Origin of the sequence: Enterococcus casseliflavus (genome assembly GCF_029215545.1) — a bacterium.
Classification (GTDB): domain Bacteria; phylum Bacillota; class Bacilli; order Lactobacillales; family Enterococcaceae; genus Enterococcus_D; species Enterococcus_D casseliflavus.
In genome coordinates, this window is record NZ_CP119393.1 from 3,633,616 (window position 1) to 3,655,988 (window position 22,373).

24 protein-coding genes and 1 other annotated feature are annotated in these 22,373 nt (G+C 45.4%); of the genes, 4 read left to right on the top strand and 20 right to left on the bottom strand.

Going from position 1 to position 22,373, the window contains the following annotated elements:
• Positions 1 to 23: 23 nt before the first annotated feature.
• The 11 genes from P0G38_RS17060 to P0G38_RS17110 all read right to left on the bottom strand — a co-directional run bounded on the left by P0G38_RS17060 (position 24) and on the right by P0G38_RS17110 (position 9,483).
• Positions 24 to 587, bottom strand: a complete 564-nt coding sequence (locus P0G38_RS17060) for a sigma-70 family RNA polymerase sigma factor (RefSeq protein WP_015508689.1) — start codon at positions 585 to 587, stop codon at positions 24 to 26.
• 95 nt (positions 588 to 682) lie between these two features.
• The gene (locus P0G38_RS17065; protein WP_010748486.1) at positions 683 to 1,201 is read right to left on the bottom strand and encodes an NYN domain-containing protein; all 519 of its coding nucleotides are present in this window, start codon (positions 1,199 to 1,201) and stop codon (positions 683 to 685) included.
• Positions 1,198 to 2,037, bottom strand: a complete 840-nt coding sequence (gene rlmB, locus P0G38_RS17070) for a 23S rRNA (guanosine(2251)-2'-O)-methyltransferase RlmB (RefSeq protein ID WP_081116706.1) — start codon at positions 2,035 to 2,037, stop codon at positions 1,198 to 1,200. The genes P0G38_RS17065 and rlmB overlap by 4 nt, the downstream gene beginning before the upstream one ends.
• Complete coding sequence (locus tag P0G38_RS17075) at positions 2,003 to 2,425, bottom strand: Mini-ribonuclease 3 (RefSeq protein WP_275853451.1); 423 nt, start codon at positions 2,423 to 2,425, stop codon at positions 2,003 to 2,005. The genes rlmB and P0G38_RS17075 overlap by 35 nt, the downstream gene beginning before the upstream one ends.
• Complete coding sequence (gene cysS, locus P0G38_RS17080) at positions 2,422 to 3,834, bottom strand: cysteine--tRNA ligase (protein WP_016608947.1); 1,413 nt, start codon at positions 3,832 to 3,834, stop codon at positions 2,422 to 2,424. The genes P0G38_RS17075 and cysS overlap by 4 nt, the downstream gene beginning before the upstream one ends.
• Positions 3,827 to 4,363: a serine O-acetyltransferase EpsC gene (gene epsC / locus P0G38_RS17085; protein ID WP_026008130.1), complete on the bottom strand. Its 537-nt coding sequence runs from the start codon at positions 4,361 to 4,363 to the stop codon at positions 3,827 to 3,829. Before epsC ends, cysS begins: the two co-directional genes overlap by 8 nt.
• Positions 4,364 to 4,428: 65 nt before the next feature.
• Positions 4,429 to 4,627: a binding site (T-box leader), on the bottom strand.
• Entirely contained in the window at positions 4,624 to 6,081 is a 1,458-nt protein-coding gene (gene gltX / locus P0G38_RS17090) for a glutamate--tRNA ligase (RefSeq protein ID WP_016608945.1), read from the bottom strand. It overlaps the preceding feature by 4 nt.
• A gap of 169 nt (positions 6,082 to 6,250) precedes the next feature.
• A complete protein-coding gene (locus P0G38_RS17095; protein WP_005226396.1) occupies positions 6,251 to 7,390 on the bottom strand; it encodes a PIN/TRAM domain-containing protein in 1,140 nt (379 codons plus the stop codon).
• 35 nt (positions 7,391 to 7,425) lie between these two features.
• The gene (locus P0G38_RS17100; RefSeq protein ID WP_254907659.1) at positions 7,426 to 7,557 is read right to left on the bottom strand and encodes a hypothetical protein; all 132 of its coding nucleotides are present in this window, start codon (positions 7,555 to 7,557) and stop codon (positions 7,426 to 7,428) included.
• 1 nt (position 7,558) lies between these two features.
• Positions 7,559 to 8,929 carry a DNA repair protein RadA gene (gene radA, locus P0G38_RS17105; protein ID WP_005226394.1) on the bottom strand — a complete coding sequence of 457 codons (1,371 nt, stop codon included), beginning with the start codon at positions 8,927 to 8,929 and terminating at the stop codon, positions 7,559 to 7,561.
• 44 nt (positions 8,930 to 8,973) lie between these two features.
• The gene (locus P0G38_RS17110; protein WP_010748479.1) at positions 8,974 to 9,483 is read right to left on the bottom strand and encodes a dCTP deaminase/dUTPase family protein; all 510 of its coding nucleotides are present in this window, start codon (positions 9,481 to 9,483) and stop codon (positions 8,974 to 8,976) included.
• A 189-nt stretch (positions 9,484 to 9,672) separates the two neighbouring features.
• On the opposite strand from P0G38_RS17110, the gene proB reads away from it, so the two are divergent.
• Entirely contained in the window at positions 9,673 to 10,488 is an 816-nt protein-coding gene (proB, locus tag P0G38_RS17115) for a glutamate 5-kinase (protein ID WP_008376761.1), read from the top strand.
• The gene (locus P0G38_RS17120) at positions 10,485 to 11,729 is read left to right on the top strand and encodes a glutamate-5-semialdehyde dehydrogenase (protein WP_074934341.1); all 1,245 of its coding nucleotides are present in this window, start codon (positions 10,485 to 10,487) and stop codon (positions 11,727 to 11,729) included. The genes proB and P0G38_RS17120 overlap by 4 nt, the downstream gene beginning before the upstream one ends.
• Positions 11,730 to 11,832: 103 nt before the next feature.
• Here P0G38_RS17120 and P0G38_RS17125 read toward each other — a convergent pair whose 3' ends face one another.
• A complete protein-coding gene (locus tag P0G38_RS17125; RefSeq protein WP_010748477.1) occupies positions 11,833 to 12,234 on the bottom strand; it encodes a DUF4809 family protein in 402 nt (133 codons plus the stop codon).
• Positions 12,235 to 12,384: 150 nt separating this feature from the next.
• Between P0G38_RS17125 and P0G38_RS17130 the strand changes: the two genes are divergently transcribed.
• Positions 12,385 to 12,588, top strand: coding sequence for a hypothetical protein (locus tag P0G38_RS17130; RefSeq protein WP_010748476.1), 204 nt, complete (start codon positions 12,385 to 12,387; stop codon positions 12,586 to 12,588).
• 55 nt (positions 12,589 to 12,643) lie between these two features.
• Here P0G38_RS17130 and P0G38_RS17135 read toward each other — a convergent pair whose 3' ends face one another.
• Complete coding sequence (locus P0G38_RS17135; protein ID WP_016608938.1) at positions 12,644 to 13,462, bottom strand: ZIP family metal transporter; 819 nt, start codon at positions 13,460 to 13,462, stop codon at positions 12,644 to 12,646.
• 208 nt (positions 13,463 to 13,670) lie between these two features.
• Between P0G38_RS17135 and P0G38_RS17140 the strand changes: the two genes are divergently transcribed.
• Entirely contained in the window at positions 13,671 to 15,293 is a 1,623-nt protein-coding gene (locus P0G38_RS17140; protein WP_005226380.1) for an ABC-F family ATP-binding cassette domain-containing protein, read from the top strand.
• A 100-nt stretch (positions 15,294 to 15,393) separates the two neighbouring features.
• Here P0G38_RS17140 and P0G38_RS17145 read toward each other — a convergent pair whose 3' ends face one another.
• The 7 genes from P0G38_RS17145 to ssb all read right to left on the bottom strand — a co-directional run bounded on the left by P0G38_RS17145 (position 15,394) and on the right by ssb (position 22,369).
• A complete protein-coding gene (locus P0G38_RS17145) occupies positions 15,394 to 16,269 on the bottom strand; it encodes a DegV family protein (RefSeq protein WP_194185237.1) in 876 nt (291 codons plus the stop codon).
• Positions 16,270 to 16,409: 140 nt separating this feature from the next.
• A complete protein-coding gene (locus tag P0G38_RS17150) occupies positions 16,410 to 17,702 on the bottom strand; it encodes an adenylosuccinate synthase (RefSeq protein ID WP_005232916.1) in 1,293 nt (430 codons plus the stop codon).
• A 247-nt stretch (positions 17,703 to 17,949) separates the two neighbouring features.
• On the bottom strand, positions 17,950 to 19,320 hold the full coding sequence (gene dnaB, locus P0G38_RS17155) for a replicative DNA helicase (RefSeq protein WP_270289958.1): 1,371 nt from the start codon (positions 19,318 to 19,320) through the stop codon (positions 17,950 to 17,952).
• Positions 19,321 to 19,428: 108 nt separating this feature from the next.
• Entirely contained in the window at positions 19,429 to 19,881 is a 453-nt protein-coding gene (gene rplI, locus P0G38_RS17160; protein ID WP_275853465.1) for a 50S ribosomal protein L9, read from the bottom strand.
• A gap of 15 nt (positions 19,882 to 19,896) precedes the next feature.
• The gene (locus P0G38_RS17165) at positions 19,897 to 21,345 is read right to left on the bottom strand and encodes a GGDEF domain-containing protein (protein ID WP_015508681.1); all 1,449 of its coding nucleotides are present in this window, start codon (positions 21,343 to 21,345) and stop codon (positions 19,897 to 19,899) included.
• A 239-nt stretch (positions 21,346 to 21,584) separates the two neighbouring features.
• A complete protein-coding gene (gene rpsR / locus P0G38_RS17170; RefSeq protein ID WP_005226367.1) occupies positions 21,585 to 21,821 on the bottom strand; it encodes a 30S ribosomal protein S18 in 237 nt (78 codons plus the stop codon).
• A gap of 23 nt (positions 21,822 to 21,844) precedes the next feature.
• Complete coding sequence (ssb, locus tag P0G38_RS17175) at positions 21,845 to 22,369, bottom strand: single-stranded DNA-binding protein (protein WP_005226365.1); 525 nt, start codon at positions 22,367 to 22,369, stop codon at positions 21,845 to 21,847.
• Positions 22,370 to 22,373 lie beyond the last annotated feature (4 nt).

Consider the following 22,373-nt stretch of genomic DNA (forward strand, 5'->3'; position numbering starts at 1 on the left):
TTCTACTTTCAATAAGATTTTTGTTAAACACCCTTGATAAGCGCTATCAACTTTGTCCGACCGCGACTGAAAGCGCTTTTTATTTTTTCATAAGGCAGCTTTTCTTGAGCGGCAATCTGATCAAGTTCTAATCCTTTTAAATAATTCATTATAACCATTCGTTCTAAAGACGATAAACTTTTCGGATACTCTGCCAACGATTCATTAACGAACAAGTAGGTCTCTGCAGTTTCCGCACAGCGATTATGATCGGTCAAAAACCGATTGCCTTCTTGTAAAAGCTTTTCTTCCAGCGAGCAGGCATCGACTTGGGCTTTGCGTTTTTGGGCATGCTGCGCCCGCAACAGGCTGCAGATACGGTTCTCAAAGGAACGCTTAAACAAGATACCGATGGTCGTTCCTTTGTCCTTATCGTAAGTCTTTAGACACTTATTAAAAACGATCCTGCCTTCTTGCAGCCAATCGTCTAAGTCATAATCCCGCAGATAATATTTTTTATGCAAAATCTCAACGATCGGTCGATATTTTCTGAACAACTCTTCAAATCTATCTGAACGGTGCGATACTTGTCTTTCCTTTGTGCGCATCGAGATCACTCCTTTTGTTTTTGCTTCATTTGCTACAAAAGGAGCGTATCATAAATGGCTGGGACATCTTCTAATTTACCAGACCAACTTTGTCCCTAACTAAGGTCTTGCAATTTCTTTTCAAGTTCGGCTAATTGTTCAGGTGACCAAGGGGAATTGCGTCGGAAATTTTCAAATCGCAAGTCGGTTTGATGCTCGTGGATGTCTTTTTCCGTTTTTTCCACGCTTTTGTACAATTCCCGTGCCGAAGTTCGCAAAGCACCTTGAGAGAAGATCACCCACTGTTCGGCTAAATCGCTGGTAGCGACGGTGACTTGCGTCAATCGATTGTTTAATTCACCAGCGATTCGTTCGATGTAGCTGTCGGCGGTCTCTCCTTCTTCGGTAAAAATAACTTCCAGCTGATATTTGGTGTAACTTTGGGTCACACCAGGCACCAGTTGAGCATCAAAAACAACGATGATTTTCAACCCTTCATATTTTGCATAATTCGACAGCCGATTCAGTAAGGCTTCTCGGGCATCTTCTAAACGGTCCTGATTTTTCAAAAGAACCAGCTCCGGCCAAGCGCCAATCATATTGTAGCCATCAACGATCAGCAAAGGGGTTTTCATTGGGACGCCCCATTTCGGCTAGTAAAGGCCTGATACATCAACAAACCTGCCGCCACACTGGCATTTAAGCTCTGCACGTGCCCGGTCATTGGGATCGTCAGCATTTGATCCACTTCTTTTTTCAAACCTTCCCCCATGCCGCGACCTTCGTTGCCGATGATCAAACCGACCGCCCCTTTGGCATTCCATGTGCGGTAATCACTGCCACTCATATCAGTACCGAAGATCCAAAAACCAGCTTTTTTCAGCTGCTGGACTGCTTGGGTCAAGTTGGTCACGCGGGCCACAGGGATATGTTCCACTGCGCCGGTCGACGTTTTCACCACGATCGGCGTGATCCCCACCGCACGGTGTTTTGGAATGATGATCCCGTCTACGCCGCTGGCATCAGCGGTTCGCATGATGGAGCCGAAATTATGGGGATCTTCTAGATTATCTAAAATCAGATACAGCGGCTGTTCTTTCGTTTGGGCCAACAATTCATCCAAGGTCAAATACTGATAAGGGGTGATCGCCAAGATCATGCCTTGATGGACCCCTTGGTCACTCATCGTATCCAGCTTTTGTTTTGGCACCCATTTGACCGGAACTGCCTGTTCCCGCGCCATTTCTTTCAAACGATCAATTTTTTCTCCCCGTGCTTCTTCGGAAAGAAACAGCTTGTTGCCTCGCCCTTCTTTCAAGGCTTCAGCAACCGCATGATAGCCGAAGACAAAATTATCTTCGATGGCTTCTCCAGCGGCTTCTTTGCGGCGATCCGGTCTATTTTCTTGTCTGGCTTCTGATCGGCCAGCTGTTTTTTTATTTGGACGCTTTCTTTGCGGTTTTTCTCGCATCTTCTTCTCCTACTTTCTTTATACACCAGTCTATTAGCTCGTTTAAGCGTTCTTTTTGCTGCGTGAGGTGCAAATACCCGATCAGCGATTCAAAGCCAGTAGCGATACGATACGTCGTGACATCGGCATTTTTGGCACCCGTATGGCTTTTACTATTACGGCCGCGGCGGTAAAAATCATGTTCTTCTTCGGTCAGGATCTCTTCATCCAACATCTTTTGGATCAATGCCGCTTGGGCTTTGGCCGACACATAGTGGGTCGCCATATGGTGCAGTTGGTTCGGGCGGGTTTGGCCTTGGGCGACTAAATAATCGCGAATATAGACTTCATAGACCGCATCCCCCACATAGGCCAATGCCAAACCATTCAATTGTTTATAATCTCTCATGCTTCTCGTCTCCATCGGGTTCCTTGCGGGGTATCTTCTAAGATGATCCCTTGTTCTTTCAACTCATCACGGATTTGGTCGCTGCGGGCAAAATCTTTGGCTTTGCGGGCGGCGATCCGTTCATTGATCAGCTGTTCGATTTCTTCATCCAGCAATTCTTCGGATACAAAATAAATCCCGAAAATCGTCAGCCATTCGCTGAATTTGGCTAATCCAGCCGCTAATAAAGCCAAATCTGTTTCTGGGTCTTCGCTAGCTAAGTTCAGCCACTTCGCCAATTCATAGACCACAGTGATCCCGTTAGCCGCATTGAAATCGTCGTCCATTTCTTTGACGAAACGTTCTTCAAATTCTTCCAGAACCGCTGCATGGATTTCCTCATCGCTGGCTTGATAATGACTGCTATTCAAGCGGAATTTGGCATTTTCATAGGTCGTCCGCAATTTTTGCAGGTTGGTTTGTGCTTCATGCAAGGTAGTCTCACTGTATTTGATTGGTCGGCGATATTGGGTCGTTGCCAAAAAGAAACGCAGCACCTGCGGATCAACTTTTTTGACCATCTCATGCACCGTGACGAAGTTGCCCAGTGACTTACTCATTTTTTCTTCGTCTTCACCGATCGTCACATAGCCGTTATGCATCCAATAGTTGGCAAAGGTCTTGCCAGTTTTCGCCTCGCTTTGGGCGATCTCATTTTCATGATGCGGGAAGGTCAAGTCTTGTCCGCCTCCATGAATATCGATGGTCTCGCCTAGGTGTTTGGTCGCCATCACCGAGCATTCGATATGCCAGCCAGGACGACCGGCTCCCCAAGGAGATTCCCAAGCGATCTCATCGCCTTTTGCCGCTTTCCACAAAGCAAAATCCAACGGATCTTCCTTGATTTTTTGTTCTTCACCGGTCCGCTGGCTTGCGCCGACTTCCAGCTCATCGATGGATTGGTCGCTTAATTGCCCATAGTGAGCAAATTTACGGGTACGGTAATAAACATCGCCATTGACTGGATAGGCATAGCCTTTTTCTACAAGAGCAGCAATAAAGGCAATGATGTCTTCGATATGATCCATCACACGAGGATTCATCGTAGCAGGTTTGACGTTCAGCGCTGCGGTATCTTCATTGAAGGCGTTGATAAAACGCTCTGCCACTTCTGGGGCCGTCGTGCCTAATTCTTTTGCCGCACGAATGATTTTATCATCGACATCGGTAAAATTCATCAAATAGTCCACTGTATAGCCGCGGTATTCAAAATAACGGCGCACGGTATCAAACGACACAGTACTGCGGCCATTCCCGATATGGATGTAGTTATAGACGGTGGGTCCGCAAACATACATTTTTACTTTTTTTTCTTCTAATGGCTGAAACACTTCTTTTTCTCGTGTCAGCGTATTATAGATTTTAATCATCGTGGGTAACCTTCTTTCCTTTGATTCGAACGATCTTTGCTGGGATTCCGACAGCAGTTGCTTCTGCGGGGATATCCTTCAAAACCACTGCATTGGCGCCGATCTTTGCACGCTCACCGATCGTGACAGGGCCTAAGATCTGCGCATGGGCTGAGAGAAACGCACCGGTTTTGACCGTGGGATGACGCTTGCCCCGCTCTTTACCGGTTCCCCCTAAGGTGACCCCGTGAAACAAGACGACATCATCTTCAATGATCGCCGTTTCCCCGATCACGACGCCCATCCCATGATCGATAAAGACCCCTTGGCCGATCTGCGCACCAGGATGAATCTCGATCCCAGTCAAGAAACGCCAAAACTGGGCCGTCAGTTTTGCCAAAAAATACCAGCGATGCTGAAACAAAAAATGCGACCAACGATGCCAAAACAAGGCATGAAATCCTGGGTATGTGATGATGATCTCCAACGTTGATCGTACCGATGGATCATGTTTTTTTGTTGCCGCAATTGCTTTTTTGAACCAAGTCATCTTCTCACCTACTTTATCCAAACTTCTTGATACGAAAAAAGCGTCTTTCAAATAAGTTTCCTTATTCAAAAGACGCTTTTTTGCGTGGTCCCACTTTTGTTCGCAGTTCGGCACTGCCTTCAAGCGGGTAACGTCCGCTGCTTCGTCTTTGACTTGCGCCAAAGCCACTCCTAGGTGCATTTCCTAGCCTTTTTTGACCACTCTCACCTTCCGTGGTCTCTCTGAAAAAAATCGGCTAGTACTTCGTCTATTCGCTGTGTTTATAACACGTTATTCAAATGATCAAGGGCTTTTTCTTTCCCTAATAATTCAACGGTATCTGGTAGTTCTGGTCCGTGGGTTTGGCCTGAGACCGCCACGCGGATCGGCATGAATAAATTCTTGCCTTTGATGCCTGTTTCTTTTTGGATCTCTTTGATGGCTGCTTTGACTGCCGCAGCCTCAACGACTGGCATCGCCTGTAATTTTTCTTTAAAGGCTGTCAAAACCGTCGGTACAGTTTCTCCTGCTAAGACTTCTTTGGCTGCATCATCTAATTCAGGGTGTTCTTCGAAGAACAATTCCGAAAGGTCGACGATTTGTGCCGCAAAACTCATTTGCGGTTGATACAGGGAAACGATTTTTTTCAACCAGGCAGCTTTTTCTTCGGTCAATGTTTCTTCGATGCGACCGGCTTTTACCAAGTAAGGGACGCACATTGCCGTCAATTCATCCAGATCCATTTGTTTCATGTATTGGTTATTGACCCATTCCAACTTCTTGGCATCGAAGGCAGCTGGTGATTTGCTCAACCGTTCAGGATCAAAGATTTTGATCAATTCTTCTTGAGAGAAGATTTCTTCTTCCCCTACTGGTGACCAGCCTAAAAGTGCAATGAAGTTGAACATAGCGTCTGGTAGATAACCCAACTCACGGTATTGCTCGATGAATTGGAGAATCGATTCGTCCCGTTTGCTTAATTTTTTCCCGGTTTCGCTATTGATGATCAACGTCATATGCCCGAATTCTGGTGCTTGCCAGCCAAATGCTTCATAGATCATCAACTGTTTTGGTGTGTTGGCGATGTGGTCATCTCCACGCAGCACATGGGTGATTTTCATATGATGGTCATCGACTGCTACTGCAAAGTTGTAAGTCGGCATACCGTCACGTTTTTGGATGACAAAATCGCCACCGACATTATCTGATTCAAAAACGATCTCGCCTTTGACCATGTCGTGGAATTTGTATTCAGTATTGCGAGAGACACGGAAACGAATCACTGGTTTCAAGCCTTGTGCTTCTTTTTCGGCTTGCTCTTCTGGTGTTAAGTTGGCACATTTCCCTGCATAATGGGGCATTTCGCCACGAGCTCTTTGGCCTTCACGTTCGGCTTCCAGTTCTTCTTCCGTACAATAACACTTATACGCACGATTGCTTGCAAGCAATTGATCGATCAGTGGTTGGTAGATATCGCCGCGTTCTGATTGACGATACGGACCGTATTCTCCTGGATTTTCAGGTGATTCGTCCCAATCCATTCCTAACCATTGCAAGTTTTCAAGCTGGCTTTTTTCACCATCTTCAATGTTTCTTTTTTGATCGGTGTCTTCGATTCGGATAATAAATTCACCGTCATTGTGACGAGCAAACAAATAATTGAATAAAGCCGTCCGAGCATTCCCGATGTGTAAATGTCCTGTTGGACTTGGCGCGTAACGTACACGTACTTTTGTCATTGTTTTCCTCTTCCTTCATCTGATTTCCAAGCCAGCCAAGCTGCTTGGGGCTTATTGTTCAGTTTAGTGGGAAAGACCCGCGTAAAAAACAGAACCCTCAAGTTGAATTGTACAATCAATAACCCAATTAGTAAAGGCAGCTGGCATATTTTACGCCAGCTGCCTAGGATTATTTCTCTGATTTCGATCCTTCTTTGTTGTCGATGCCGCGACCAGAATGGGCTGGTTTGGCAAAAATCATCCGCCCAGCTGCCGTTTGCAAGGCGCTGGTGACGATCACTTCGATGTGTTCATTCATGTAATGCTGGCCATCTTCCACCACGACCATCGTCCCGTCATCTAGATAAGCGACCCCTTGCTGGCGCTCCGTGCCAGCTTTCACCACTAAGACGTGCATGCTTTCTCCTGGAATCACCACTGGTTTGACCGCATTGGCTAACGCATTGATATTCAAGACAGGCACATTTTGAAATTCAGAAACTTTGTTTAGATTGTAATCATTGGTCACGACGACACCATCCAGCATCTTCGCTAACTTGATCAGCTTGCTATCAACTTCGGAAATGTCTTCAAAATCGCCTTCATACATCTCAACTGCGATGCCTTCTTCTTTTTGCAAAGCATTCAAAATATCCAAGCCGCGGCGGCCCCGAACCCGTTTCAAACTATCGCCAGAATCTGCGATGTATTGCAATTCGTACAAGACAAAATTCGGGATCAGCAAGACGCCTTCTAAAAAGCCTGTTTTAGCAATGTCATAGATCCGACCATCAATGATCACGCTGGTATCCAAAATTTTGTATTTGTGGAAGTGGTCCGCGATCTTTCTTTCCAGCATCTGCTGTTCATCTTGCTCTTGGGGCTCTGCCTTTTTGTTTTTCGGGGCAAAGACTTTTTTCCATTCATCGATCCGTGTCGTCCCGATCTGAAAACCGAGATACCCTAACAGGACCATCACTAAGATTGGGGCGATCCCGTTGATAAAAGGAATATCCCAATTGTAAAAAGGAATCGACACGATCACACCGATCATCAGACCGATGATCGAACCAATTGCGCCAAACAAGAGATACGTTAAGCTCAATTCACTTAGTTTTTCTTCAATTTTGCGAATACCGGCTGCAATATATTTCGCTAATAGTAAAGATAATAAAAAGAAAATAAGGGCTCCAAGCAAACTATTAGTGATGTTATTATTCAGCCATTCATTTTGGGTTTGCCCAATGGCTTGCCATGCGATAGGCATCAGTGAGATCCCCAGACTTGCTCCGGCAAGTACCATTAGTGCGGTAATGACTCGTTTCTGCATACATGTTCCTCCATACTCCAGTAAGTTTCTTTTGTTCAAAAATCCGTGCTGCCAGACAGGCTCCTTCCGCCAGTCAGCGGCTGTCGGTCGGTTGGTTCAACCAAATGAACCAGCAGCGTCAGGGCAAGAGGAGAGGCGATTGCCCCTTGCTCTTGCATTGACTCCACTTTAACGGAAGACTTTCCGCAAGGTTTCGGCTAAGGTAGACACGCCTTCGACTTCGATGCCTTTGGGCGGCTGCCAGCCAGTCAGATTATTTTTAGGCAAATAAACTTTCGTAAAACCTAGTTTTTGCACCTCTTTGACCCGTTGCTCGATCGCGTTGACTCGGCGAATCTCACCCGTCAAGCCAATTTCACCGATAAAACACTCCGTCGGGCTGGTGCCTTTTTCTTTGTAGCTAGACGCGATACTAACAGCGATCGCTAGATCGATCGCGGGTTCATTTAATTTGACCCCGCCGGCTGCTTTTAAGTAGGCATCTTGATTTTGCAGCAGCAAGCCTGCCCGTTTTTCTAAAACCGCCATGATTAGCGAGACGCGGTTGAAGTCTAGCCCCGTCGTCGTGCGTTTGGCATTGCCGAACATCGTTGGCGTGACCAGTGCTTGGATCTCCACCAAGATTGGCCGACTGCCTTCCATTGCCACTACGATCGCCGATCCAGTTGCGCCTTCTAAGCGTTCTTCCAAAAAGACTTGTGACGGATTGGCGACTTCTTTCAACCCGCCTTCTTCCATTTCAAAAATCCCGATCTCATTGGTGGACCCAAAGCGGTTTTTTACGGCCCGCAAAATTCGAAAGCTGTGGTGCTTTTCGCCTTCGAAATACAAGACGGTATCCACCATATGCTCCAACATCCGTGGTCCTGCGATCGAGCCTTCCTTCGTCACATGGCCAACGATAAAGATGGCGATGCCATTGGTCTTGGCGATTTTCAGCAATTCTGCGGTCGTTTCTCGCACTTGGCTGACACTGCCTGCCACGCTGGTGATATCCGGTTGGGTCATGGTTTGGATCGAATCGATGATCACATAATCTGGGCGGATGTTTTCGATCGCTTTACTGATCTCTGACATGTCCGTTTCCCCATAGAGATAAAATTCTGTGTCGATGGCGCCTAAGCGCTGCGCCCGCATTTTGATCTGCTCGGCACTTTCTTCTCCTGACACATACAAAACCGTCCCGCCGATCGCTGCTAATTGCTGAGAAACTTGCAAGAGCAGCGTCGATTTTCCGATCCCTGGATCCCCACCGATCAAAATCAAGGAGCCTGGGACCACGCCGCCGCCTAAGACGCGATTCAACTCAGCGAGTTTCGTTTGGACCCGCGGTTCTTTTTTCGGTACGACATCGGCGATTTTCGTCGGCTGCATCTTTTGCCCCGTCAATGTCGTACGTACTCGACGATCGGCGGTTTCTTGGATCACTTCTTCCACCATTGAATTCCAGCTGCCGCAATTGGGGCATTTCCCTAAATATTTAGGGGAACTATACCCACAATTTTGACAGACAAATTGACTTTTTGCTTTTTTTGCCATTGATCTCCTCCACTACTTCTATCAAACAGACCCCCAGGCAGGATTTACTGATTCGAGGAGCCAAAGCCGCCGGTTCGGCTGGCAGTGGTTGTATCTTGATCAGCTTTTAAGAACGGCAAGAAAATTCCTTGGCCGATCCGTTCGCCTTTTTTAATGACGACATCTGTGGGGCCGAAATTGGTAAACTGAAACATGATATGCCCTTCATTATCTGGATTGTCATAGTAATCGCTGTCGATGACGCCGACACCATTCGTCAAGACTAAGAAACGTTTCAAAGGATTGCTGGAACGATTTGTCAGCTGCAAATACTCGTCTTCCCCCATATAGGCTTTGATCCCCGTGGGAATCAAGGTTGGCTTCAACTGTTTTGCGGTCTCTTTCGCAAAAAGCGCTTTGACCCCGTCGATCACGCCCGCTTTCCAAATGCTTGGCACCACGATTTCTTCCGCTGCTTCAAAGTCGTAACCAGCCGCATGATGGGTGGCACGTTGAGGCAAGGTGATGCTTTTTTCTTTATATGCTGTAATAATTTCAAATCCTCGTAATTTCATGGGTTCCTCCAATAATAAAACATATAGCTATTTTAGCATAGGAAGAACTATTTTCTTCATGGAAAACACAATTATCGAAAAGTCTTTACAATTTCTTCGTTTAAAAATAGACCAAAAAGAAAAAAGGACATGACGAAACGCCCGTTTGCGAGTACAATAGAAAAAATATCAAAAAATAGGCGGTGGCATATGCGCGCAGATCTTTCAAACAAAAACCGAATCGTTGTAAAAATCGGCACCAGCTCGTTGATTTATCCCAATGGTGCCATCAATCTAGCTGGCATCGATGAATTAGCCTTTGTCTTAGCAGCTTTGCAAAACCAAGGCAAAGAAATCATCTTAGTTTCTTCTGGTGCGATCGGTGTTGGCATGAACAAGTTGAATTTGAAAGAACGACCCGTGGAGATCCCGCAGCAGCAAGCCGTGGCCGCCGTTGGCCAATCGGAACTGATGACGATCTACAACCAGCGTTTTCAAAGCTATAGCCAGCAGACTGCACAGATCCTACTGACCAGAGACATCATCGAATTTCCCCAAAGCCGTCAAAACGTTAGCAACACCTTAGAGCAATTACTTACGATGGGGATCATCCCGATCATTAATGAAAACGACACGGTAGCAGTGGATGAATTGGATCATCTCACCAAATTCGGCGACAATGACCAACTGTCAGCGATCGTCGCTCAGTTGACGAAAGCCGAGCTTTTGATCATGCTTTCTGATATCGACGGCTTTTATTCCGCCAATCCGCTGAATGATCCTGATGCCGTCTTGTATTCCGAGATCAATGAAATCACCCCAGAACTTTTAGAACAAGCTACGGGAAAAGGCAGTCCTTATGGAACCGGCGGTATGACCAGTAAACTAAAAGCCGCCCAACGTATCTTAGACTTGAACAGTCACATGCTGCTGGCTAACGGCAAGCAGCCGAAAATTATTTTTGACTTGCTCGCAGGGGAACCTGTCGGCACCCACTTTTATCAACGAACGGAGGATGAGCAATGAGCAACTTGCAAACGATCGGTCAACAAGCTCAAGCAAGCGCCCAGACATTAAGCTTGCTGAGTGCCAGCGAAAAAAACCACCTACTGGCAGCGATGGCCGATGCTTTAGAAAAAGCTGCCGAGACGATTTTAGCTGCTAATCAACAAGATCTAGCCGCCGCAAAAGCCAAAGGAACCAGCCAGACGATGCTAGATCGTCTGTTGCTGACAGAACAACGGATCACCGAGATGGCTAACGGCATCCGAGAAGTCGCCCAATTGCCCGACCCAATCGGTGCCGTGGATAAAATGTGGCGCAATGCTGACGATCTTTTGATTGGTCAACAACGAGTGCCTTTAGGGGTCATCGGCATCATCTACGAAGCCCGCCCTAATGTCACCACTGACGCAGCTAGTCTGTGTTTCAAATCAGGAAATGCCGTGATTTTGCGTGGTGGAAAGGAAGCCTTCCACTCCAATCAAGTCCTCGTGACTATTTTACAAGAGGCTTTAGCTGCCAATGGACACTCCCGCCATGCGATCCAGTTTATCGAAGACACGAGCCACGAAACAGCGGCTGAGCTGATGCGGCTGACAGATTACTTGGATGTTTTGATCCCCCGTGGAGGCGCCGGCTTGATTCGTCGTGTCAAAGAGACCGCCACGGTGCCAGTGATCGAAACCGGCACCGGCAACAATCATATCTACATCGACCAAGCAGCCCAGCTGCCGATGGCACTGGCGATCGTCACGAATGCAAAGACGCAACGCCCTTCTGTCTGCAATGCCATCGAAACGATCCTCGTCCATGAAGCAGTGGCAGCGGAGTTTTTGCCTATGGTAGAAAAGCAGTTTGCCGATCAAGTCGAATTGCGAGGGGATCAAAAAGCATTGGCGTTTTTGAACAATGCACAGCTTGCCACTGAAGAGGATTGGGCAACCGAGTTTTTAGACTATATCTTAGCGATCAAAGTGGTGACTTCGCTAGAAGAAGCCATTGCTCACATCAATCGCTACAATACGAAGCACTCCGAAGCGATCATCACCGATGATTATTTCGCTTCCCAACGCTTCTTGAAAGAAGTTGATGCGGCGGCGGTTTACGTCAATGCCTCGACCCGTTTCACCGATGGCTTTATGTTTGGCTTTGGTGCCGAGATCGGCATCTCGACGCAAAAACTCCATGCCCGTGGGCCAATGGGGTTAGAAGCACTGACTTCTACCAAATACATTATTTATGGCGAAGGCCAGATCCGTAAGTAACGATACGAAAAAACAGCCACTTGCTGTCATGACTCCCAATAGTTAGACTAAAAAGCTAACTTTGAAAGGTCGGTACATGCGCAAGCGGCTTTTTTTCGTCCTCTTATGCTTGTGCAGCCCGCAGAACGAAAGAAATCGGTTCGATGCCAAACAATTCTGTCAGCACTCGATTGGTTGTGGCAAAGACGTCAGCTTCGCAACTCTTTTTCGGACAAGAAATCGTCTGTCCTTTGCTGGAAAACGTATCCTGACGGCTGCCCTCTACGAAAATTACTTCTTGCGTTCCTTTTTGATAGATCAATCCTTCGTCTTCTTCTAATAATAAGCGCGTCTGCCACTGATTGATCTGGGCAATTGGCATCACCAATGCAGCAGCATCCAAGTTTTCTAACGAAAAACTACGACCATCCGGCAGCTGCAGCGTGAAGGTATTGAGTTCATAAGGCAAACAGGCATTGCACCCTCCTTCTGTGATGACTTGGCTCGTGAGAATTTCTGCATTCATTCTTTTTGACTCCTTTCATGATTCATTCATGTTTAGTTTATCACAAACCTATGGCGCACGGCGGAGCAATTATTCCGTCTTAAGTTGGATGTGTTTCTTTTTCTTTCTTGTTATGCTAGGGATAAGAAAAAAAGTCTAGGAGGAGTCACAATGAATACAGAAAGTTTATTAGGAAGAATCGTTACTGTCGTGGCAGTTTTAATCGCAGCATCCCTTGTTTTATCCGTTGTATTAGGCATTATTGGTGGGTTGATCGGATTGGTCTTCCGTTTCGGGATTCCTTTGCTGCTAGCCGTTTTGATCGTTCGCTGGTTAACATCGATTCGCCAAAAGCCAAGAAAATATTATCGTTAATTACAAGTAAATCAAAAACACCTGACTTTTGGAAAGTCAGGTGTTTTTTTATCGATCAGCCTAATGCTACATCTAAAACCATCATTAAGATAAAGCCTAGCATGACGCCAAAGACCGCAAAATGGCGGCGACTAGACAAGGTTTGCTGCGCTTCTGGAATCAATTCTTCCACCACTACATAGATCATAGCACCCGCTGCAAAAGCCAACGCATACGGCAAGACAGCGGACATACTCGTTACCAGCAAAGCTCCGATCACACCGGCGATCGGTTCTACGATCCCGGACGCTTGCCCATACATAAAGGCTTTGGTTCGGCTTAACCCTTCTTGGCGCAAGGGGATCGAAACGGCTGCGCCTTCTGGAAAATTTTGGATCCCGATCCCGATCGCTACCGAAAGCGCCGCTAAGATCGCTGCTCGCGGATCATCGGCACTAGCCGCCGCCCCAAACGCTACCCCTACCGCCAAGCCTTCTGGGATATTATGTAGCGTGATGGAAAAGACCAGCAAGATCGTTCGCTTCAAATGACTGGGCAAACCTTCTGTTTCATGATTCGGACCAAAATGCATATGCGGGAGCGTCTTATCTGCTGCATATAGAAACAAACCACCCAAACCAAACCCGATGCTGACCACAAGCCACGGAATGTCGCCATTTTCTTCGGCTCGTGCGATCGCAGGATCTAATAACGACCAGAAACTAGCAGCGATCATCACGCCAGAGGCAAACCCCAACATCGTATTCAGGACATTTTTATTGATTTCTTTGAAGAAAAAGACTAGCGCTGCCCCAAGCGCCGTCATACCATACGTAAAGATCGTCCCCGCCAACGCTTGCTGCCATGGCGACAATCCAACCAACCAATCCACCATTCGTCTGCTCCTTTGTCTAACTATTCTACCAATACTCTAGCATAGGAAGCCGTCAGGTTCTACTAGGAAGGCAGCAGCAGCCAAAATTTTTCTTTCACCAGCCCTAAGCCTTTCCTGATGAAATCCTCGGCTTTACTTGAAAGTTTCAACATTCATCGCTATAATGCTAGGAGACTCCATGTCAATTTATATAAAGTGAGGAAAAGAATTGATTACAGTAAGTGATGTAAGTTTGCATTTTTCAGACCGCAAACTGTTTGATGATGTTAATATTAAGTTTACGCCTGGTAATTGTTATGGTTTGATTGGTGCAAATGGTGCTGGTAAATCAACTTTTTTAAAAATTTTATCTGGTGAGATCCAACCTTCAACCGGGAATGTTTCTTTAGGTCCTGATGAACGGATGGCTGTCTTGAAGCAGAACCACTATGATTACGAAGAGTTTCCAGTGATCGAAACGGTCATCATGGGCCATAAACGTCTCTACGAAGTGATGAAAGAAAAAGACGCGATCTACATGAAGGAAGACTTTTCTGATGAAGATGGGATTCGTGCCGCCGAACTAGAAGGCGAATTTGCGGAACTTGATGGCTGGGAAGCAGAGCCCGAAGCAGCTGTTCTTTTGCAAGGCTTGAACATTCCCGATGAATTGCATCATGTCTTGATGAAAGATCTAACTGCTGGTCAACGGGTGAAAGTCTTACTGGCACAAGCCCTTTTCGGTAAGCCAGACGTCTTGCTCCTAGATGAGCCTACCAACGGATTGGATATCCAATCTATCAACTGGTTAGAAGAGTTTCTGATCAACTTTGACAACACCGTCATCGTTGTTTCCCATGACCGCCACTTCTTAAATAAAGTTTGTACCCATATGGCCGATCTAGACTTCGGCAAAATCAAATTGTTTGTCGGCAACTATGATTTCTGGTTGGAATCAAGCCAATTAGCTGCGAAATTACAATCCCAATCAAATGCCAAAAAAGAAGAGCAGATCAAAGAACTGCAAGACTTTATCGCACGCTTTAGTGCCAATGCATCAAAATCCAAACAAGCAACATCTCGGAAAAAAATGTTGGATAAAATCACCCTTGATGATATTCAACCTTCGTCTCGCCGCTACCCGTTTGTCGGTTTTAAACCAGAACGTGAAATCGGGAATGACTTGCTGCAAGTCGACAATGTCAGTGTGACGATCGACGGCAAAAAGATTTTAGACAATATCTCTTTCACCTTGAACAAAGACGACAAAGTCGCTTTTGTTGCCAATAGCGATATCACCACCACGACGCTATTCAAAGTCATCATGGGGGAAATCACTCCTGATACAGGTAGTGTTCGTTGGGGCGTGACCACGCAGCATGCGTACTTGCCAAAAGATACGACCAGCGAATTTGATACGGATACCCCGATCGTTGATTGGTTGCGTCAATACGCAAGCAAAGAAGAAGACGACAATACCTTCTTGCGCAGCTTCCTAGGTCGCATGTTGTTCTCTGGTGACGAAGTATTAAAACCCGTCAACGTTCTTTCCGGGGGCGAAAAAGTTCGCTGCATGTTGTCGAAAATGATGCTTTCAAAAGCCAACGTATTGGTATTGGATGATCCAACCAATCACTTGGACTTAGAATCGATCACCGCATTAAACGATGGCTTGATGGCCTTCACCGGCTCATTGTTGTTTGCTTCTCATGACCACCAATTTATTCAAACCCTTGCGAACCGTATCATTGCGGTCTCTAGCAAAGGCGTGGTGGATCGTGCCGAAACGACCTACGATGAATTCTTAGAAAACAAAGATGTCCAAAAACGCGTAGCAGAAATGAATCAATAAGCTGCTTTTGAAAAAAAGGACGCTCCAGTTGCCCGCCACCAAGGCTGCAACTGGAGCGTTTCTTTTATTTTTCCTAGGTGCTTCGGGTATTTTTGGCAGGTTACGCTTGTTCTAAACGGGCTTTGCCGAATGAAAACAGCGCCAAGCAGCCGTAGCCGGTATGACTGGAGATCGTTGGACCTAATGGATAATGATGAATAATAATGTCAGGAATTTTTTCGGTCAAACGTTTGATGACTTTCTCCGCCGCTTCGGCATCGCCAGCATTGGCAAAATAAACCGTATTGGTTTTTGATTCGTGAAGATTGGCGATGGTTTGATCTACGATTTTTTGGATCGCTTTGTTGCGTCCCCGCACTCGATCAACGCTGCGTAATTTTCCCGCAGTATCGACGGTAATGATTGGTTTCACGTTCAGCAATCCGCCGATCGCTGCCGCTGTTTTAGAGATTCTGCCGCCGCGTTCCAATTGTTTTAAATCGTCGACGGTGACCCATGAATCTAAACGCAGTTTGTTTTCTTCTACCCATTGGCTGACTTCCAGCAACGAACGTCCTTGGGCTTTTTGTTGGGCTGCTTCAGCCACTAAGAAGCCTTCGCCTAAACTCGCAGAGCGCGTATCGATCAAGGTGATCGCAACTTCTTTGTATTCTTCTTTTAGTAAGGCTACGGCTTGGACGGCACTTTGGAATGAGCCGCTCATTCCTGAAGAAAAACCTAAATAAAGGATCGGTGTGCCCGCTTCGACATACGGCCGAAAATACTCCATATAACGTCCGACATTGATTTGAGAAGTTGTCGGCTGCGCATGTTCTTTTAGTTTTCCTAAAAACCATTCCGTATCAAATTCTTTGCCCATATCATCGATATATTCTTTGCCGTCTAATTCGATCAGCATCGGAATATACGCAACATCTAGCTCCGCTAATCTTGCTGCTGGTAAATCACAGCAGGAATCTGTCATGATTTGAAACATGGTTTCACCCCTCTCGTTACCCCCTATTATAGCAAAAAAAGAACAAGACAGAAGAAATTCTCATCAAAAGCAGCCAAACTTATCGTTGACTGCTTTTGACACAGGAGTTCTTCGTCTTGTTCTGAAGCTTTTGCGTCAGATTAGATTTGCGCCCAAACACTTTCTAAGATGTTGGTTTGGCTGCGGTCTGGTCCTACCGAGAAGGTCGAAATGCGGACACCGACTAATTCAGAGATGCGGTGAACGTAATTGCGTGCATTTTCTGGCAGATCTGCTAATGTTTTGCAGCCAGTAATGTCTTCAGACCAGCCAGGAAGTTCTTCGTAGACTGGTTTGCAGCGGTTCAACTCTTTCAAGCTTGCTGGGTAATGATAGATCAATTCGCCGTCTAGTTCATAAGCCGTACAGATCTTCACGGTTTCTAAGCCGCTCAAGACATCGATCGAGTTAAGGGATAGGTTCGTGATCCCTGAAACACGTTTTGAATGGCGCATCACGACGGTATCAAACCAGCCCACACGGCGAGGACGTCCTGTCGTTGTTCCGTATTCACGACCGATCTTACGAATTTGTTCACCTGTTTCATCAAACAGTTCCGTTGGGAAAGGACCATCTCCTACCCGAGAGGTGTAAGCTTTGCAGACACCAACGACTTTGTTGATTTTTGAAGGACCCACACCACTACCAATAGTGACTCCCCCAGCAACGGGGTTGGATGATGTCACGAAAGGATAGGTTCCTTGGTCGATATCCAGCATCACGCCTTGTGCCCCTTCAAATAAAACCCGTTTGCCTTCATCTAAGGCATCGTTAAGGATCACCGAAGTATCCGTCACATATTTTTTGATTTGTTGGCCATATTCGTAATACTCTTCAAAAATGTCTTCAAAGGCGATTGGCTCTGCGTCAAACATTTTCACGAATTGACGATTTTTTTCTTCTAAGTTGATACGCAGACGTTCTTCAAAAATTTCTTTGTCTAAAAGATCAGCGATCCGAATGCCGACTCTGGCAGCTTTATCCATATAGGCTGGTCCAATCCCTTTGATCGTCGTACCGATCTTGTTGTCACCTTTGGCATCTTCTTGCAGCTGATCCAAATGGATATGGTAAGGTAAAATAACATGAGCACGATCAGAGATCTTTAAGTTTTCTGTTATTATATTGTTTTCTTTCAAGTATGCTAATTCTTTAACTAATGATTTCGGGTTCACAACGACCCCGTTTCCAATGACACTGATTTTATCTGCATAAAAGATCCCAGAAGGAATCAAATGCAGTTTATAGGTCACACCGTCAAATTTAATCGTATGGCCGGCATTGTCTCCACCTTGATAACGTGCAATGACTTCCGCGTTTTCACTCAAAAAGTCCGTAATCTTTCCTTTACCTTCATCGCCCCATTGTGTACCTACTACTACTACAGATGACATATAATGACCTCTTTCTTTAATTAGTGCATTCCCTAAGTATTGTAACAAGATTCGCAAGCTCTTTCAATCTAAAATCGAATAATCGTTTTAAATTCTCATTTTTCAGGGGTAAAAAACGAACTATTTTCTTCTCAATAATTATTTATACACGTAAAAACGAATAAAGTCGGCACATAAAAAAAGCCCTGCTGCCATCAGCGCAATGCAGACGGCAGCAGGAGCCTTGGTTTCTCACATCGTTGGTGTCTTACCCGAACTCTTCTCGCGGCGAGACCGAGGAGAACTTATTGTATTCTTTGATAAATAGAAGTTCGACGGTCCCCCGGGCACCACTCCGGTTTTTCTCGATAATGACTTCGATCACATTGTTGTTTTGTTGTTCTTCTGGTTCATCGTCATCGTCGCCTTCGCTGCGGTAGTAGTCATCTCGGTACAAGAAAGCAACGATATCGGCATCCTGCTCAATCGATCCTGATTCCCGAATATCACTTAAAACAGGACGCTTGTCTTGTCGTTGTTCCACACCCCGAGAAAGCTGAGACAGTGCGATCACTGGCACTTTTAATTCCTTCGCCAGTTTCTTTAATTGGCGAGAGATCTCAGAGACTTCTTGTTGGCGGTTTTCGCGACCCGTTCCTTCAATCAGCTGCAAGTAGTCGATCAAAATCAAGCCGAGATTGCCTTTTTCTTGCGCCAGTTTCCGACAACGCGCCCGGATCTCAGAGATCTTGATCCCAGGGGTATCATCGATATAGATATTGGCGTTAGAAAGACTGCCCATGGCAACGATCAAATTCCGCCACTCTTCTTCTGAGAGCTGCCCCGTCCGCAAGTGACTGGCCTCAATCGAGCCTTCCGCACAAAGCATCCGATTGACCAATGATTCAGCCCCCATTTCCAGACTAAAGATCGCTACGGAACGATCGGTTTTCGTTCCGACATTTTGCGCGATATTCAAGGCAAATGCGGTTTTCCCTACCGCGGGGCGGGCAGCGAGAATAATCAGCTCTTCTTTTTGCAGCCCCGCCGTCATTTTGTCTAAAGCCGCATAACCCGTAGGTAATCCGGTGATTTCTTCGTTATTTTGCGCCAACTGATCGATCGTTTCGATCGTCCGATTCAAGACTTCCGCTATCGATTGGAAGCCATTGCTATTGCGCTTTTCGGATACTTCTAAAATACTTTTTTCTGCTTGATCAATGATCGACTGTACATCTTCATCTTGTTCAAAGCCTTTGGTTACGATGCGGCTCGCTGTTTGGATCAGATTGCGTAACGTGGCTTTGTCGTCAACGATCTTCGCATAATAAGCAATACTTGTTGCTGATGGTGAAGCTTGACTCAATTCAGTCAGATACGTCAGGCCGCCAACATCTTCAAGACTGTTGCTTTTTTCAATTTCTGCTTTCAACGTAATCAAGTCGATCGATTCACTACGGTCGTTCAACTGGATCATTGCTTGAAAAATTATTTGATGGCTGCGGCGATAAAAATCTTCTGGGGCGATTACTTCCATTGCATCGATGATCGCATCGGCATCTAAAAAGACTGCCCCTAGGACCGCTTGTTCCGCTTCAATATCTTGTGGGGGAACTTGATTTTGCCAAACTTCATTCATGCCATTCGCTCCTTCGTCCATTCATTCTACAAGATTCCCATCCAAAGTACAAGATTGCTTGGACGTTTGCCGAAAAAAACCCCAACATGTGACTGTTGGGAGTAATGCTTATTCTTGGATGGTATGAACATTGATCGTTGCCGTTACTTGTGGGTGCAATTTTACAGGTACTTGCGTAAAGCCTAATGCACGGATCGGCTGATCCAATTCGATTTTGCGTTTGTCGATCTTGATTTTGTATTGCTTGTTCAAGGCATCTGCGATTTGTTTTGATGGGATCGAACCGAACAAACGGCCATCTTCCCCTGCTTTGGCATTGATTTTCACAACGGTTTCTTCCTTTTCAAGAAGTGCTTTTAACTCTTTCGCTTCTGCTAAGACTTCTGCGTCTTGTTTTTCTTTGGCTTTTTGTTTGCCTTTTAATTCTGCCATGCTTTCATTGTTGGCAGGTTTGGCTAAGTTGTTTTTGATCAGAAAGTTTTGTGCGTAGCCATTAGGGACTTCCTTGATATCGCCTTTTTTGCCTTTGCCTTTGACATTTTGTAAGAAAATAACTTTCATCTTGGTCACTCCTTGTTATTGTTCATTTTTCGTTAATTCCGCTCGCAGCTGGTTTTCTACATCACCAATGCTGCTGTTCTTTATTTGCGTGGCTGCGTTGGTAAAATGTCCGCCGCCGCCTAATGCCTCCATCAAGGTTTGTACATTGACTTTACCAGTGCTTCTAGCACTGATACCGATCAAATCTCCTGGTTGTTTCGTAATGACAAATGCGGCATGGATCCCATTGATCGATAGCAGAGTATCGGCCGCTTTCGCAACGGTGACACTATCGTACACCCGATCTTCATCCGCTGCAGCAATCACGATATCTTCTCGGAAATGCTGGCTGCGAGAAACCAGTTCACTGATCATCAAATAGGAATCGAGATCCGTACTCAACATGTATTGAACCAATGACGTATCTGCGCCTTGGTTTTTCAAATAACCAGCAATATCAAAGGTCCGACCAGTGGTTCGCACCGTGAAGTTCTTCGTATCCACGTAGATGCCCGCTAATAAAGAAGTCGTAATAAATTTCGGGACTTGCGATCTGCGAGAAGCACGATACTGGATTAATTCTGCTACCAGTTCCGATGCCGAAGACGCGGAAGATTCAATATACGTTAAGAGTGGCTTATCGGGAAACTCATCCCCGCGACGATGGTGATCGATCACTGCGATTTTGTCAAATTCATCATAGACCGCTTGCGAGATCGACATCGATGGCTTATGGTAATCTACCATCACTAGCACACTTTCTTCATTTGATAAATTAACTGCTTCTTCCCCAGTGATCACAAATCGTTCCAGCTCGGGGTATTTTTTCAATTCTTCCAATGCCCGCTGAATGTCTGCGGTGATCTCTTTTGGATTTAAAATGATGTAGCATTCTTTGTCGCTCATCATCGCCATGTAAGCCACCCCAAAAGCCGAACCTAAAGCATCCATGTCCGGGTAACGATGACCCATGATAAAGATCCGCTGGTTTTCAGCAAAAATCTTTCTCAACGCCGTACTCATGGCACGAGAACGAACACGCGTTCTCTTGGGTGTGCCGTCTGTATTGCCACCAAAGAATTGCGGTTTTGCTTCTTCTTTGGCTTCTTTTAAAACGACTTGATCACCGCCGCGAACTAACGCAATGTCGAGATTGTTTTGTGCCACTTCCCCGATCTCTTCAAAAGACTCTTCCCCATAGGAGATCCCCATACTGATCGTTAATGGCAGATCATTTTTTTCCGCAACTTGCCGTACTCTAGTCAAAAATTGGAATTTTTCTTCCTTCATCCGCTCAATATCTGAATACTTCGCGACGAAAAGAAACCGCTCGGAATTGATTCGTTTGTAAAAAACATGATTCTCACTTGCCCAATCAGAAATCAATGTCGTGATCAGCGAGTTCAAATAAGAAACTTGTTTGTCGTCTTTTTTCTCAATCAAATCATCGTAATTATCAATTGAAATCAACCCAATTGCTGCCATCTTTTTTACCCCTCAATGTATCATTCCATTTTTTTGAAGCTTTGTTCCTTATTTTACCACAAAACAATCAAATAGGCGATTGATGCAAAAAAGTTCCACGTGAAACTTTTTTGGTGAACCAACCAGAAAAAAATTCTATCATTCGTTATTCTATCTATATATAAAATAACAAGTTACTCTTCGATGGATAAAAAAATTGACAAGCTTCAAAAGAAACTTGTCAATAAAAATCATTCGATTTATTCTTCGCCTACGAATGGAAGTAATCCCATGATACGCGCACGTTTGATTGCAATGGTAAGTTTGCGTTGGTTTTTCGCACCAGTACCAGTTACACGACGTGGTAAGATTTTACCGCGTTCTGAAATGAAACGTTTTAGTAATTCAATATCTTTATAATCGATATGTTCAATATGGTTTGCAGCAATGTAGTCTACTTTACGACGTTTGCGTCCGCCTCTTCTTTGTTGTGCCATCCTATTTCCCTCCTATCAATTTCTTAGAATGGTAAATCATCGTCTGAAATGTCGATTGATGAGTTTCCGAATGGATCGGAGTTGTCTCGATCAAAATTAGGCATTCCTGATGGTTGAGAGGATTGAGTTTGATTTGAGTTATTGTTACCAAATCCAGAAGAACTGTTTGAGTTATACGTATTGTTACTGCCAGATCCGCTATCAGTTGTGCGTCTTTGCTCGGAAGCATTCCGCGACTCTAATAATTGGAAGTTGTCAGCAACGACTTCTGTTACATAAACACGTTGGCCTTGTTGGTTGTCGTATGAACGGGTTTGAATACGTCCAGTAACCCCTAATAAAGTTCCTTTGCGTGCATAGTTTGCTAATGTTTCCGCTGGTTTTCTCCAAATAACACAGTTGATGAAATCAGCTTCGCGCTCTCCACTTTGGTTGGTAAAATTGCGGTTTACCGCCAAGGTAAAGGTTGCGACACCAGTGCCATTAGAAGTGTAACGTAAATCAGGATCTTTGGTTAGTCTTCCTACTAGTACAACATTATTAATCAAAGTT

Coding starts and splice junctions, on each gene's coding strand:
- P0G38_RS17060 (WP_015508689.1), bottom strand. CDS start 587: ATGCGCACAAAGGAAAGACAAGTATCGCACCGTTCAGATAGATTTGAA.
- P0G38_RS17065 (WP_010748486.1), bottom strand. CDS start 1,201: ATGAAAACCCCTTTGCTGATCGTTGATGGCTACAATATGATTGGCGCT.
- rlmB (WP_081116706.1), bottom strand. CDS start 2,037: ATGCGAGAAAAACCGCAAAGAAAGCGTCCAAATAAAAAAACAGCTGGC.
- P0G38_RS17075 (WP_275853451.1), bottom strand. CDS start 2,425: ATGAGAGATTATAAACAATTGAATGGTTTGGCATTGGCCTATGTGGGG.
- cysS (WP_016608947.1), bottom strand. CDS start 3,834: ATGATTAAAATCTATAATACGCTGACACGAGAAAAAGAAGTGTTTCAG.
- epsC (WP_026008130.1), bottom strand. CDS start 4,363: ATGACTTGGTTCAAAAAAGCAATTGCGGCAACAAAAAAACATGATCCA.
- gltX (WP_016608945.1), bottom strand. CDS start 6,081: ATGACAAAAGTACGTGTACGTTACGCGCCAAGTCCAACAGGACATTTA.
- P0G38_RS17095 (WP_005226396.1), bottom strand. CDS start 7,390: ATGCAGAAACGAGTCATTACCGCACTAATGGTACTTGCCGGAGCAAGT.
- radA (WP_005226394.1), bottom strand. CDS start 8,929: ATGGCAAAAAAAGCAAAAAGTCAATTTGTCTGTCAAAATTGTGGGTAT.
- P0G38_RS17110 (WP_010748479.1), bottom strand. CDS start 9,483: ATGAAATTACGAGGATTTGAAATTATTACAGCATATAAAGAAAAAAGC.
- proB (WP_008376761.1), top strand. CDS start 9,673: ATGCGCGCAGATCTTTCAAACAAAAACCGAATCGTTGTAAAAATCGGC.
- P0G38_RS17120 (WP_074934341.1), top strand. CDS start 10,485: ATGAGCAACTTGCAAACGATCGGTCAACAAGCTCAAGCAAGCGCCCAG.
- P0G38_RS17125 (WP_010748477.1), bottom strand. CDS start 12,234: ATGAATGCAGAAATTCTCACGAGCCAAGTCATCACAGAAGGAGGGTGC.
- P0G38_RS17130 (WP_010748476.1), top strand. CDS start 12,385: ATGAATACAGAAAGTTTATTAGGAAGAATCGTTACTGTCGTGGCAGTT.
- P0G38_RS17135 (WP_016608938.1), bottom strand. CDS start 13,462: ATGGTGGATTGGTTGGTTGGATTGTCGCCATGGCAGCAAGCGTTGGCG.
- P0G38_RS17145 (WP_194185237.1), bottom strand. CDS start 16,269: ATGTTTCAAATCATGACAGATTCCTGCTGTGATTTACCAGCAGCAAGA.
- P0G38_RS17150 (WP_005232916.1), bottom strand. CDS start 17,702: ATGTCATCTGTAGTAGTAGTAGGTACACAATGGGGCGATGAAGGTAAA.
- dnaB (WP_270289958.1), bottom strand. CDS start 19,320: ATGAATGAAGTTTGGCAAAATCAAGTTCCCCCACAAGATATTGAAGCG.
- rplI (WP_275853465.1), bottom strand. CDS start 19,881: ATGAAAGTTATTTTCTTACAAAATGTCAAAGGCAAAGGCAAAAAAGGC.
- P0G38_RS17165 (WP_015508681.1), bottom strand. CDS start 21,345: ATGGCAGCAATTGGGTTGATTTCAATTGATAATTACGATGATTTGATT.
- rpsR (WP_005226367.1), bottom strand. CDS start 21,821: ATGGCACAACAAAGAAGAGGCGGACGCAAACGTCGTAAAGTAGACTAC.